This is a genomic window from Flavobacterium johnsoniae (assembly GCF_030388325.1).
Taxonomy (GTDB): domain Bacteria; phylum Bacteroidota; class Bacteroidia; order Flavobacteriales; family Flavobacteriaceae; genus Flavobacterium; species Flavobacterium johnsoniae_C.
Map to the genome: position 1 here is coordinate 5,310,670 of NZ_CP103794.1, position 13,867 is coordinate 5,324,536.

The following is a 13,867-nucleotide window of genomic DNA, read 5'->3' on the forward strand; positions in this document are numbered from 1 at the left end:
TTTAAGCTAAAATATTATATTTTTTAAAAGCCTAAAGCTTAAAGCTTAAAGCCTACAGCGCGAAGCAACTACTTGCTTGCGAACATTTTTACGTCGCTTTCGGAGATTTCATTTCCTCCCAAAATAATTAATCTTTCTACCACATTTCGAAGTTCACGAATATTTCCTGTCCAATCGTATTCTTGCAGTAATTGTATTGCTTGAGTAGAAAATCCTTTCACTGCATTTCCTTGCTCTGAAGCAATTTTCTCTGCAAAATGCTTAATTAACGCCGGAATATCGTCACGTCTTTCATTCAATGGCGGAACTTTAATTAAAATTACTGCCAAACGATGGTATAAATCTTCGCGGAAACGACCTTCAGCAATTTCTGTTTTCAAATCTTTGTTCGTTGCTGCAACAACACGAACATCAACCTTGATATCTTTATCTGCACCAACTCTGGTTATCATACTTTCTTGAAGGGCACGTAAAACTTTGGCTTGCGCCGAAAGACTCATATCTCCAATTTCATCTAAGAAAATAGTTCCTTTGTCAGCTGCTTCAAACTTTCCAGCACGATCTTTAACTGCCGATGTAAAAGCTCCTTTTACGTGTCCGAATAATTCACTTTCAATCAATTCACTCGGGATCGCGGCACAATTTACCTCGATTAGAGGAAAAGAAGAACGTTCACTTTTTTCATGTAATTGATGCGCAACCAACTCTTTTCCTGTTCCGTTTGGTCCTATAATTAAAACTCTAGCTTCGGTTGGAGCAACTTTATCAATCATCACTTTGATGTGATTGATGGATTCGCTTTCGCCAATCATTTCGTAGTTTTTACTGACTTTTTTCTTTAGAATTTTATTTTCAACAACTAATTGTTTTTTGTCTAACGCATTACGTACAGTATTTAATAATCGATTCAAATCTGGTGGTTTCGAAATATAATCAAAAGCTCCAAGACGCATTGTTTGAATCGCAGTTTCCATATCGCCGTGTCCCGAAATCATTACCATCGGAATTTCTGGCTTTATCTTTTTTACTTCTTCCAAAACCTCAACACCATCCATTTTTGGCATTTTGATATCACACAAAACCAAATCGTAATCGTTGTTTTTTATTTTTTCAAGTCCAGCAACACCATCTTCAGCTTCATCTACCTGATAAGAATCATTTTCTTCTGATAGTATTTTCACTAAAACTCTTCTGATCGCTGCTTCGTCTTCTACAATTAGTATTTTACTCATTTCTTTTAAGGTTCAAAGTTGCAAAGGTTCAGAGGCACAAAGTTTAAAATCTTTGTCGCTATTTTACCTTTTAACCTGTTGTTTGATATATCTTTTTTATGCTTTAGTATAAGTTGTAAAGTTGTTTAATCCGAAGTTACAAAATTCCAAATTTAAAAAACCTTTGAACCTTTGCAACTTTAAAAAACTAATACTTCAGCCATCTATACAATTCTTTCCAAGTCGGTTTTTTGCCATACATTAAAATACCTACTCGGTAAATTTTTGCTGCAAACCAAACTACAAGGAAGAAGGTTGCAAACAATAATGATACCGAAATTGCAATTTGCCACCACGGCACTCCAAAAGGAATACGCATTAACATTACTATTGGCGATGTAAGCGGAATCATTGAAAAGATTACCGCAACACTTCCGTGCGGATCATTTACAACGGTAAAAAATCCGATGTAAACGCTTAAGATTAATGGCATGATGATTGGCAGTAAAAATTGCTGTGAATCAGTTTGATTGTCAACCGCTGCTCCAATTGCGGCGTAAAATGAACTGTATAAAAAATATCCTCCAATAAAATAAATTACAAAACCGATTATGATACTTGCAATTGGCAGATTCCATAACTCAGAAATATACATTTGTGCAGATCCTGAAAGTTCATGTTGAGCCGATTGCATCATTTCTGGTGAAATTCTCGCTGTTGGCCCAACGTTTACTCCAAAAAATGCCGACGCAGCAAACATTAATCCTAGACCAATAATTGCCCAAATCATAAATTGTAAAATTCCAGCTAAAGAAGTTCCAACAATTTTACCAATCATTAATTGAAATGGTTTTACTGAAGAAATAATGATTTCGATAATTCGGTTCGTTTTTTCTTCAATAACGCTTCGCATTACCATATTTCCGTAAATGATAATAAACATCATAATCAAATAACCAAACGCACCTCCAATTCCGATTTTAATTTCGTTTAATCCTTTTAGACTTTCTTCTCCAGAAGCTTTTACCAAATGAATATTAACCTTTGATTGCGCTTTTTGAATAGCCAAAGTATCTAGTTTTGCTTCTTCTAGATTTAATTTCGTAATTTTTGAAGCAATGACATCTTGCGTATTTTCAATAAAAGAAATGCTTGGACTGCTATTTGAAATAAATTCAATTTTACTTTCTAAATCATTAACATTATTCGTTTTTGGAATAACGATTAAACCACTAAAACGCTCTGTTGCAATACTATCTTTTAGAGCTTGAACATCAAATTCTGATAAATTATAAAACTTAAACTCAGAACTGTTTTTATTTTCCTTTAAAAAATCGGAAACAAAAAGTCCAGTTGAATCGTGAATTACGATACTTTTCGTGTCTGCTTTCATCGAACTCAAATATCCAATAAATACTGCAATTGCAACAAACAAAAGCGGACTCAAAAATGTCATGACAACAAAAGATTTATTGCGGACTTTAGCAATAAATTCTCTTTTTATAATTAATGAAATAATACTCATTTCTTGATTTTAGATTTTAGATTGTTAATTTTAGATTCCGAGTTTTTGCTCTAAATCTGAAATCTAAACTTTATTTTCTGTTACTGTTTGAATAAAAATATCGTTTATGCTTGGAATTTTTTCAACAAAATGTGTGACTTGACCGCGCTGTGTCAATATATTTAATAATTCGTTTGGCGTTGCATTTCCAATCTCAATATTCAATTTCAAATCATCATTTAAAGATTTAAAATTGGCAGGAGAAACCGTAAATTTTTGCGTAATATCATACATCAAACCTTCGACATTATTGGTCAGAATTCCGACTTCAAAACTATTGGTTCTAAATTGACGCTTAACATCGGCAACTTTACCTTCTATGAGCTTATTTGATTTATGAATCAAAGCGATATTTTCACAAAGTTCTTCTACGCTTTCCATTCTGTGAGTTGAAAAAATGATAGTCGAGCCTTGTTCTTTCAAAGCTAAAATTTCATCTTTAATGATATTTGCATTTACAGGGTCAAATCCAGAAAAAGGTTCATCTAAAATTAGCAACTTCGGTTTGTGAAGAACGCAAACCACAAACTGAATTTTCTGCGCCATTCCTTTAGAAAGTTCCTGAATTTTCTTGTTCCACCACCCTTGAATTCCTAAACGATCAAACCAATAGTCTAATTGTTTTTTGGCTTCATTTTTTGAAAGTCCTTTCATTTGAGCCAAATACAAACATTGTTCTCCCACTTTCATCGAACTGTACAAACCTCTTTCTTCAGGAAGATATCCTATAGTTTGTACGTGTTTTGGCTGTAATCTTTCACCATCCAAAATAATTTCGCCACTGTCAGGCAATGTAATTTGGTTTATGATTCTGATAAGAGAAGTTTTTCCAGCTCCATTCGGACCTAAAAGTCCATATATACTGCCTTTTGGCACATTTAATGAAACTTCGTTAAGCGCTACATAATCGCCGTATCGTTTTACGACCTTATGTACTTCAAGTAAGTTGCTCATGTTATTTTTAAGGATTTACTGCGTAGCTTAGCCAATTACGGCTCAGCGACTGTAAAAGTAAATAATTCGAAGTGAAATTGCGTAATAATACGCAAAAAACCCATTCTAAAATCTATAGAATGGGTTTTAGTATATTTAAATATTGAAAAAGTTTCGATTATGAAAACATATCTTTTACTTTTTCAAAAAATGATTTCTCTGATTTCTCTGGGCTTGGAGCAAAGTGCTCGTCTGTTAAAGCATTTTCAAAGAATTGTTTTTGTTCTTTATTTAATGTTTTTGGAGTCCAAACATTTACATGAACTAATAAATCTCCGCTTCCGTAACCATTTAAACTTGGAATTCCTTTTCCTTTTAATCTTAAGATTTTTCCAGATTGAATTCCTTCTTCCAACTTAATACGAACTTTTCCGTTGATTGCTTCAATATCTTTAGAAGCTCCTAAAACTGCTTCAGGGAAACTGATATATAAATCGAAGTGAACGTTTTCGCCTTCACGTTTCAAGAATTCGTGTTCAATCTCTTCAATTGCAACAATTAAATCACCTGGAATACTGTTTCCTGGCGCATCATTACCTTTGTTAGAAACTTTTAACTGCATTCCGTCAACAACTCCCGCAGGAATTTTGATTGATACAGTTTCGTCTTCCTGAACCATTCCTTGTGCATCTGCCTCAGAAGGTTTTTTATCTAAAATCTGACCAGAACCGCCACAAGTAGGACAAGTTGACGCAGATTGCATTCTTCCTAAAATGGTATTAGTAACACGCATTACTTGACCTTGACCATTACAAGTGGTACAAGTTTTATACGTTACACCTTTAGCCTGAACTTTACGTTTTACTTTTACTTTTTTCTCAACTCCATTTGCGATTTCTTCTAAAGTCAATTTTACTTTAATTCGAAGATTGCTTCCTTTTGCGCGACGAGGGCCTCCGCCTCCGCCTCCGAAACCGCCAAATCCGCCACCAAAAATATCACCAAATTGGCTAAAAATATCATCCATGTTCATGCCGCCATGACCACCACCAAATCCGCCAGAACCATCAAATGCTTGATGTCCGTACTGATCGTATTTTGCTTTTTTCTGCGGATCACTCAAAACTTCGTAAGCTTCTGCCGCTAATTTGAAGTTTTCTTCTGCCTCTTTGTCGCCTGGGTTTTTATCAGGATGGTATTTTAGCGCACTTTTTCTGTATGCTTTTTTAATTTCGGCAGCGTCAGCATTTTTTGAAATGCCTAGTATTTCGTAAAAATCTTTTTTCATAATTAGGTTTAAATTCCAAATTTTAAAATTCCAGATCCAAAAATAGAATCGAAATTTTTATTTGCTTTTTAGTTTCCAACTACAACTTTAGGGAAACGAATAATTTTGTCTCCTAATTTGTATCCTTTTTCAATAACATCAACAATTTTCCCTTTTAATTTGTCAGACGGAGCTGGAATTTGGGTAATTGCTTCAGCAATATCAGCATTGAAAGCATCTCCTGCTTGGATTTCAACTTGCTCTAAACCTTTAGAAACTAAAGTGCTTTTCAATTTTTCATGAATCAACTCAACTCCTTTTTTAAGATTTTCATCCTCAGATTTATTGATTTCTACTGTCGCTCTGTCAAAATCATCTAAAACTGGAAGCATAGCCAATAAAACTTCTTGGTTTGCTGTTTTAAATAATTCAAGACGCTCTTTTGAAGTTCTTTTTTTGTAATTTTCAAATTCGGCGAATAATCTCAAAAACTTATCTTTTTCTTTAGCCAAGTCTTGAGCTAATTGCTCCTCAACACTTAATTCTTCAACAATTAACTGCTCTCCATTAGCGTTAGTCTCTATCGTTGCATCATCTAATTCCTGATCGAATTCTGTATTTTCCGTAGTCATATTACTTTTATTTTTAAAAATATTTTTAAACTTCATTTTTTATTTCTTTCTGTTGGATTGCAAAAGTACTGCCAAATCTTATAAAATGTCAAATTGTCACTTTATTAATTATGAGAGTTTTAAAAAAGGAAATTAGGCTCTCAAAATTTAGTATAATTTTAAGACTATTACGTTATAGTTTATTTTATCTTTGATAGCGTAAAACATAAATTATTACCACCAAAATTGAATTTAAGGGTTGGCTTTGGCCTCAAAATAATTATTAATTCAAATTTACCTTATATTAAAAAAAGCTTCGCCTATAGAGACGAAGCTTTTTTTTATGCCTTTTGAGAAAATTTTACCGCAAAGAACGCAAAGGTTTTTTCTCTTAAGCTTTATAAAATGAAAAAAGTTCGCAAAGCTTTGTATTGATTTAGCTTTGCGAACTTTATATTTTTAAAGTATTCTTTAAAAAAACCTTTGCGTTCTTTGCGGTAAAAAAATATTGCACGGGCGGAGGGATTCGAACCCCCATCAACGGTTTTGGAGACCGCTATTCTACCCTTGAACTACGCCCGTAACTTAAGGTGGGCAAATTAAAAGTTTTTTTTCTTTACTGGCAACTATTTCATGCAGAGATTTTAAAAGAAATTCCTTTAATCACAAGCTATTCAAAGCAAAAACCTTTGCTTCAAACAGTTAAGCTAATAAAGCTTTTTTCAATCCTTCAAGATCTACAGAAACCTGCTCGCCTGTCACTAAATTTTTAAGCGCATATGTATTTGATGCAATTTCTTGATCTCCTGCAATTACTGCAAACGGAATCAGACGTTTATCTGCATATTGAAATTGTTTCCCTACTTTTACATTGTCTGGATACAACTCCACTTTTATATTTTCTTGTCTTAATTTTTGAATTGCTTTTGACGCATACAAAGCTTCTTTATCTCCATAATTGATAAAAATGGCTTTAGAAGTAGCCGCAACTGTTTCTGGAAATAATTGCAATTCTTCTAAAACTAGATAAATTCTATCCAAGCCAAAAGAAATTCCGACACCACTCATATTTTTCAAACCAAAAATACCCGTCAAATCGTCGTATCTTCCTCCGCCGCCAATAGAACCCATCGCAACTGTTTTTGGAGCCGCAACTTCAAAAATTGCTCCTGTGTAATAATTTAAACCACGAGCCAAAGTCACATCTAAATCTAAAATTGCTGTTGACAATCCTAAATCTGCAACATTGTCACAAATAAATTTAAGTTCTTCAACACCTTTCATTCCTTCCTCAGAAGAAGCCAACAAATCTGATAGCTGATTGATTTTATCTGCGAAAGTTCCGCTAAAGCTAAAAAGTGGCTGTACTTTTACTAAAGCTTCTTCAGAAATTCCTTTTTCAATCATTTCTTTTTTAACGCCGTCTTCTCCAATTTTATCTAATTTATCAAGAGCAACCGTAAAATCGATTAATTTATCAGAAGCGCCAATTACTTCAGCAATTCCAGATAAAATTTTTCGGTTATTGATTTTAATTGTAACACCTTCTAAACCTAAAGATGTAAAAACAGTATCGTAAAGCTGAACCAATTCTACTTCTTGCCAAAGAGATTTTGAACCAACAACATCGGCATCACATTGAAAAAACTCTCTAAAACGACCTTTTTGCGGATTATCTGCTCTCCAAACTGGCTGAATTTGGTATCTTTTAAAAGGAAATTCTATTTCGCTTTGGTGCTGTACAACGTATCTCGCAAACGGAACTGTCAAGTCGTAGCGCAAAGCTTTTTCAGAAATTTTTCCTGTAAATTTATTCAGTTCGATTCTTTGCTCTAAACTTATTTTTTCTGCCGAGTTGAGTTGCAATTCTTCAATTGATTCTGGCAATTCGATTTTACTTTTATTGTAGAAAAAGTTACCAGAGTTCAATATTTTAAAAATCAGACGATCTCCTTCTTCTCCATATTTCCCCATCAAAGTATCTGAATTTTCAAACGAAGGCGTTTCGATTGGCTGAAAACCAAACTTTTCGAAATTTGCTTTTATCGTTTGAATAATATATTGACGTTTTGACACCTCAGCTGGTGAAAAATCTCTTGTTCCTTTTGGAATGCTTGGTTTTGAAGCCATCTTCTTTATTTTAGATTGTTGATTTTAGATTTCAGATTGTCTCAATCTTTGTCTAAAAATCTTATGATATTATTTATTTCTACTTTATTTTTCAGACTGTTGTTTCTTCAGCCACTCGCCTTTTTGACTTTATGACTTTCAACTTTCGACTTAATTTAAGTCTGCAAATATCTTACTTTTTAAAATAAATAATAGCAGTTCGAAAACAAACTTGTAACAAAAAACGTATTTTCGTGACAAATTGGTCATGATGCTAAAATTATTTAAAGAAAATATCCGAATAGCGTTTGGTTCTATCAAAACGCAAATTTTGCGAACTATTCTTACCGTTTTAATTATCGCAATAGGTATTACCGCTTTGGTTGGAATTCTTACTGTGGTTTCTGCTTTGGAAAACACTATTTCTAGCGATTTTGCATCGATGGGAGCCAATACTTTCAACATTAATCAATACGAAAATAAAGTACGTAACCGTGGCGGAAACGAAAGAGAAGTTATCAATCCGATTATTTCTTATCCTGAAGCTGTTGCTTTCAAAAACAAATACAAATATCCTTTTACCGAAACTTCTCTATCATTTACAGCAACTTCAACTGCAGAAGTAAAATATTTAGGAGAAAAAACAGATCCTGAAATTACAATTGTTGGTGTTGACGAACATTTTATTACCAATTCTGGTTTAGAAACTAGTTTAGGAAGAAGTTTTAACCAGTTTGATATTGACAACAATACGTATTCTTGCATCGTTGGTTCTGACTTTGAAAAAGGACTTCTGAAAGACATTAATCCAATTGATAAAGTAATTTCTATTCGAGGTGCAAGATTTAAAGTAATTGGAGTTTTAAAAGAAAAAGGATCAACGTTTGGAAACAGTCAGGATTTACGTGTCTTAATTCCGATTCAGGTAGGAAGATCTTTATTCACTGCGCCAAATATTAATTACACAATAAGTGTCATGGTTTCTAAAAAAGAAGTTTTAGACCAAGCCATTGACAACGCGACAAGTACAATGCGTAGAGTTCGTAAATTAAGTCCTGTTCGTGACAATAATTTCGGAGTTGTTCGAAGTGATGATTTAATTAATCGTATTCTTGGAATTACACAATATTTAGGATGGGCAGCATGGATTATAAGCATTATTACGATTCTTGGATCTTCAATTGCTTTAATGAATATTATGATTGTTTCGGTTACAGAACGTACGCGCGAAATTGGTGTTCGTAAAGCATTAGGAGCCAAAAGAACAACTGTTGCTTTTCAGTTTTTTATTGAAACTTTGTTGATTGGACAAATTGGCGGTTTGGTCGGGATAGTTCTCGGAATACTTCTTGGTTTTGCAATTGCCGCCGCTATGAGTTTTTCATTTGTAATTCCGTGGATGGCAATTTTTGCCGCTTTTGCAACTAGTTTTTGTGTTGCTTTGGTTTCTGGTCTTTATCCAGCAATTAAAGCTTCTAAATTAGATCCGATTGAAGCACTTCGTTATGAATAATTTTTTAGTTTTCAGTCTCAGTCACAGTTTTCAGTTGTGCCTGAGACTGAAAACTGCGACTGAAAACTTTAAATATTCCCTTTAAGCATTCTGTCGTTATCGTAAATATCTTTTCGAAGTTCTACATTATTGAAATTCATATTTTGAAGTAATTCAATCATTTCTTTTCCAAGATATTGATTGATTTCAAAATATAATTTTCCTTTTCCTAAAAGTGCTTTTTTTGCCAAGGAAGCAATTTTTCTATAAAAAATCAATGCATCATTATCTTCAACAAAAAGTGCTAAATGTGGTTCGTAATCTAGAACATTTTTCTTGATTTCGACTTTCTCTAAATTACGCACATAAGGCGGATTTGAAACAATAATATCAAACTGGCATCGTAATTCTTCTTCTTTTAGAATATCCTGCAACACAAAAGTCACATCAACGTTGTTTCTTACAGCATTTCTTTTCGCGGTTTCGATCGCTTTTTTAGAAACATCAATCGCCACAACTTCTGCATTTGGAAGATTTTTTGCTAAAGAAATTGCGATACAGCCGCTTCCGGTTCCGATATCTAAAATTTTTATCTTTTTAGATTTTTCTGGGCTCGCGTTTTCGTTAATAATCCATTCTACCAATTCTTCTGTTTCTGGTCTCGGAATTAAAACATTTTCATTTACTTCAAAATCTAAACCATAAAAATTTGTTTTTCCTAATAAATACTGAATTGGAACTTCATTTTTGAGATGATTTACAAGTTCATCCCACATAATGAAATCATTTTCCTCAAAAGCCAATTCGTGATTTAATGCCAAATCAATCTGACGAAGTTTATGCCTATCTTCTAAAATCAAATAAAAAAAACTTTCCGCTTCGTACGCATCGTAAAAAGGCGATAATTCTTTAATAAATTGAGTGCGGTATTGTTTGATTTTCATTTTAATTTTTTGAATATTATTTCATCAGTTTCAAAAACTGATTTAATCTTTCCATAAGTCTTCCTCATTAAGATTTGTTACAAACTTTAACTATAAAACCTTCAACATCCATACAGGACATGAACTATGCCCAGTTGATCCTAACGGAGCGTCTAAATATTCAAAACCCGATTTTTTATACAACTTTTGAGCAGCATGCATAAAAGGCATCGTTTCTATATAACATTTTTCAAAACCAAATTCTCTAGCTTGATCTAAGCATTTTTCCATTAATTTGCTTCCAATTCCCAAACCTCTTGTTTTAGGAAGAAAATACATTTTTTGCAATTCGCAGATTTTCGGATCTCCGTTTTCTAGAGGTGCAATTCCGGCACATCCTACAATTTCACCATCATTTTCAACAACAAAATACACTGAATTTTGTTTACTGTATTCTTCAAACATCAAATCCAAATAAGGATCCTCATAAGCTGTTCCCACTTTAGGAATTTCCATTTCATCAAAAACTGATCTTATTAAACTCGCTATAGCTTGATTGTCTTCTTTTTTAATTTTTCTGATAATCCAATTTTTCATTTTTCCTTTTCGGTCTTTATCTTTACAAAAATAAAAATACTTTTTCGATAGTATCATAACTATTTGGATTGTTTCACAACTTAACCTCAAACATTAGACAAAAACTTCAAAAATAATTACTTTTGTAACGTGAATATACATGAAAAATACATAAAACGCTGCATCGAACTAGCACAAAATGGACTTGGAACAACGCACCCAAACCCAATGGTTGGAAGCGTAATTGTTTACGAAAGCCAGATTATTGGCGAAGGTTGGCATAAAAAAGCTGGAGAACCACACGCAGAAGTCAATGCTGTTCGTTCTGTAAAAGACAAATCTCTTTTAAAAAAGGCTACAATTTATGTAAGTTTAGAACCTTGCAGTCATTTCGGAAAAACACCTCCTTGCTGTGATTTGATTATTGCTAATGAAATTCCGAATGTAGTTGTCGGAACGGTTGATCCTAATGAAAAAGTGGCTGGAAAAGGAATTTTAAAACTTATTGAAGCCGGAGCAAATGTTACGGTTGGTGTTTTAGAAAAGGAATGCAACGAATTGAATAAACGTTTTTTTACTTTTCATCAAAAAAAGAGACCTTATATTATTCTGAAATGGGCAGAAAGCCAAGACGGATTTTTGTCTCCTGAAAAAGTTTCCGATCAAGACCGAAAACCAATCTGGATTACAAATCAATATTCTAGACAATTAGTTCATAAATGGAGAACCGAAGAACAAGCTATTTTGGTTGGCACTCAAACTGTTGTAGATGATAATCCGAAATTGAATGCTAGAGATTGGGACGGAAATAATCCTGCACGAGTAATTATTGATCGAAATAATAGAATTGATAAGAATAGTTTCGTTTTTGATGATTCTGTTAAAACGATTGTTTTTTCGAATGACAATTTAAAATCATCAACAGAAAATACTTCATTTGAAGTAATTGATTTTAAACAAAATATAGTTCCGCAGATTTTAGATGTTTTGTATAAAAATCAAATTCAATCGATAATAATTGAAGGCGGAAGACAAACGCTTCAATCTTTTATTGATGAAAATCTTTGGGATGAAGCTCGAATTTTTATCGGAAAAACAAGTTTTCATACAGGAACAAAAGCTCCGATTATATCAAGAAAAAACAGTATAAAAACCAATATTTTAAGAGACGAATTAATACAATTTAAGAATTATGATTGACGCAATAATTTTTGACTTTGGAGATATTTTTATCAATTTAGACAAACCTGCCACAATTTCTGGTTTAGAAAAATTAGGAATGAAAGAATGGAATAATGAATTGAATCAATTGAATCTTTCTTTTGAAATTGGATCAATTTCACCCGAAGATTTCGTTGGCGGTTTTCAAAAACAATTGCCAAATGCTTCAAAAGAAGAAATCTTAAAAGCTTGGAATGCTATTTTAGCCGATTTTCCTTTTTATCGTTTGGAATTCCTTCAAGAATTAGCCACAAAATATCGTTTGTTTTTATTAAGCAATACCGATTCTATTCATATCAACACTTTTGAACAAAAAAGTGGCGTTTCTTTCTATAAAGATTTTTACAATTGTTTTGAAAAAGTATATTTCTCATTTGATATCGGAATGAGAAAACCAGATCCAAAAATTTATGAATTTGTTCTAGAAGAAAATAATCTGACTGCTGAAAATACTTTATTTGTTGATGACAAAAAAGAAAATACAGACAGCGCAGCGGCTTTAGGAATAAAAATTTGGAATCTACAAGTTGGAAAAGAAGATGTTGTAGATTTATTTAATAAAGGATTATTATAAATCCACACTTTCTTAAAAAAAACATTTAGCCACAGATTAAAAGGATTTACACAGATTTCTCTCAAAGAGAAGAAAAATTCTTTTAATCCTTTTTAATCTGTGGCTAAAAAAAACTTTAAAGCTTAACATTTGGAAATTAACGATACATATCAAACTATTGCAACTGCATCTGAAGAAATACTGTTTAAGGAAAAAGGCAGCAAATTCTTTGGCTATGCATTTCCGATAGATCATGAAGATGAAGTAAAACCAATTATAGAGGACCTTAAAAAACTGCATCCGCATGCTGTGCATTATTGTTATGCCTATCAATTGGGAGTTGGAAATAAAATTTCTTACCGCGCCAATGATGATGGAGAACCCAGCAATACAGCAGGCGCACCAATTTACGGACAAATACAATCTTTCGGATTAACTAACGTTCTTGTTGTAGTCGTTCGAATTTTTGGAGGAGTAAAATTAGGTGTAGGCGGTTTAATTTCGGCTTATAGAACAACAGCTCAAATGACACTAGATGTTTGCGAAATTGTTGAAAAAACAATAGATGTTGAATTTTTAATTTCTTTTGATTACAAAAACATGAATAAAGTGATGAGAGTTATCAAAGAAAAAAAACTGGAAATCACATCACAAGAAATGGAAATGGATGAGATTTCAGGTTTACCAATTGGAAAAATTGTGACAAAAACACGAAAAAAAAATGCCGAAACGGTGTTCAGCATTTTTGATTTAATGTTCGAAATTGATATTAAATTAATATAAATTAACATCAAAATCATATTCATTTTAACAATTATTCAAGCGATTTAAATATTTCCAAAATATAATCTGGAGGAGCAGTTGGACGACCTGTTTTTAACGCAACAAATACTAAAATAAACGTCGCAGTTGTTAATAACTCATTTGCCTCATTATAGATTGCGCAATCAAATTCAATCTTAACAGAAGAGTGACTTTTAAAAGTGGTATGAATTGTTAAAAGTTCGTCATATCTCGCCGATTTTTTGTAACTTATATTCATGTTCACAATTGGAAGTCCAATTCCGCTTTCTTCCATGCTTTTATACGAAACCCCTTTATTTCTAAGCCATTCCACACGTCCTATTTCAAAATAAGGCACATAATTTCCGTGATAAACGACTCCCATTTGGTCAGTTTCGGAGTAACGAACTCGCACTTGAGTCTGATGATTTTTCATTGATAAAATATTAAAAAAATTCAAATTTAAAAAGCCTCTTTACAACTTTTTTTTATAAAATTAGATACCAAAATATTTTTTTTTACAGAAATTTGTTCACATATTTGTTATCCCGAAATACGGAATAAAATTGCTCCTTATTTATTAGGAGAATCTTTATAACAATAATAAAAAATTTATCTGAATCT

General features: G+C 32.6%; 13 protein-coding genes and 1 tRNA gene. 4 read left to right on the top strand and 10 right to left on the bottom strand.

Annotated features, from left to right (window positions below):
- Positions 1-68 precede the first annotated feature (68 nt).
- The 7 genes from NYQ10_RS22450 to hisS all read right to left on the bottom strand — a co-directional run bounded on the left by NYQ10_RS22450 (position 69) and on the right by hisS (position 7,716).
- Positions 69-1,232 carry a sigma-54-dependent transcriptional regulator gene (locus NYQ10_RS22450; protein ID WP_289878343.1) on the bottom strand — a complete coding sequence of 388 codons (1,164 nt, stop codon included), beginning with the start codon at positions 1,230-1,232 and terminating at the stop codon, positions 69-71.
- 187 nt (positions 1,233-1,419) lie between these two features.
- Complete coding sequence (locus NYQ10_RS22455; protein WP_289878344.1) at positions 1,420-2,736, bottom strand: ABC transporter permease; 1,317 nt, start codon at positions 2,734-2,736, stop codon at positions 1,420-1,422.
- Positions 2,737-2,799: 63 nt separating this feature from the next.
- Positions 2,800-3,729, bottom strand: a complete 930-nt coding sequence (locus tag NYQ10_RS22460; RefSeq protein WP_289878345.1) for an ABC transporter ATP-binding protein — start codon at positions 3,727-3,729, stop codon at positions 2,800-2,802.
- 157 nt (positions 3,730-3,886) lie between these two features.
- On the bottom strand, positions 3,887-4,996 hold the full coding sequence (gene dnaJ, locus NYQ10_RS22465; RefSeq protein WP_276172423.1) for a molecular chaperone DnaJ: 1,110 nt from the start codon (positions 4,994-4,996) through the stop codon (positions 3,887-3,889).
- 68 nt (positions 4,997-5,064) lie between these two features.
- Positions 5,065-5,643 (bottom strand): nucleotide exchange factor GrpE, encoded by a 579-nt coding sequence (locus tag NYQ10_RS22470; protein WP_276172422.1) that lies wholly within the window; start codon positions 5,641-5,643, stop codon positions 5,065-5,067.
- Positions 5,644-6,097: 454 nt separating this feature from the next.
- Positions 6,098-6,168, bottom strand: a tRNA-Trp gene (locus tag NYQ10_RS22475).
- A gap of 120 nt (positions 6,169-6,288) precedes the next feature.
- Complete coding sequence (gene hisS / locus NYQ10_RS22480; RefSeq protein WP_289878346.1) at positions 6,289-7,716, bottom strand: histidine--tRNA ligase; 1,428 nt, start codon at positions 7,714-7,716, stop codon at positions 6,289-6,291.
- A gap of 247 nt (positions 7,717-7,963) precedes the next feature.
- On the opposite strand from hisS, the gene NYQ10_RS22485 reads away from it, so the two are divergent.
- Positions 7,964-9,208: an ABC transporter permease gene (locus tag NYQ10_RS22485; protein ID WP_289878347.1), complete on the top strand. Its 1,245-nt coding sequence runs from the start codon at positions 7,964-7,966 to the stop codon at positions 9,206-9,208.
- A gap of 68 nt (positions 9,209-9,276) precedes the next feature.
- On the opposite strand, the gene prmC is transcribed toward NYQ10_RS22485, so the two are convergent.
- Positions 9,277-10,146, bottom strand: a complete 870-nt coding sequence (gene prmC / locus NYQ10_RS22490) for a peptide chain release factor N(5)-glutamine methyltransferase (RefSeq protein ID WP_436836309.1) — start codon at positions 10,144-10,146, stop codon at positions 9,277-9,279.
- 75 nt (positions 10,147-10,221) lie between these two features.
- Positions 10,222-10,707, bottom strand: a complete 486-nt coding sequence (locus NYQ10_RS22495) for a GNAT family N-acetyltransferase (protein WP_289878351.1) — start codon at positions 10,705-10,707, stop codon at positions 10,222-10,224.
- 129 nt (positions 10,708-10,836) lie between these two features.
- Here NYQ10_RS22495 and ribD point away from each other — a divergent pair, with 129 nt between their 5' ends.
- The 3 genes from ribD (at position 10,837) to NYQ10_RS22510 (ending at position 13,243) form a co-directional block, all read left to right on the top strand.
- Positions 10,837-11,886: a bifunctional diaminohydroxyphosphoribosylaminopyrimidine deaminase/5-amino-6-(5-phosphoribosylamino)uracil reductase RibD gene (ribD, locus tag NYQ10_RS22500; RefSeq protein WP_289878352.1), complete on the top strand. Its 1,050-nt coding sequence runs from the start codon at positions 10,837-10,839 to the stop codon at positions 11,884-11,886.
- Positions 11,879-12,481 (top strand): HAD family hydrolase, encoded by a 603-nt coding sequence (locus tag NYQ10_RS22505; RefSeq protein ID WP_289878353.1) that lies wholly within the window; start codon positions 11,879-11,881, stop codon positions 12,479-12,481. Before ribD ends, NYQ10_RS22505 begins: the two co-directional genes overlap by 8 nt.
- A gap of 129 nt (positions 12,482-12,610) precedes the next feature.
- Entirely contained in the window at positions 12,611-13,243 is a 633-nt protein-coding gene (locus NYQ10_RS22510; RefSeq protein ID WP_289878354.1) for an IMPACT family protein, read from the top strand.
- Positions 13,244-13,274: 31 nt separating this feature from the next.
- Here the strand turns inward: NYQ10_RS22510 and NYQ10_RS22515 are convergent, their stop codons facing one another.
- Positions 13,275-13,679, bottom strand: a complete 405-nt coding sequence (locus NYQ10_RS22515) for an acyl-CoA thioesterase (RefSeq protein ID WP_276172414.1) — start codon at positions 13,677-13,679, stop codon at positions 13,275-13,277.
- Positions 13,680-13,867 lie beyond the last annotated feature (188 nt).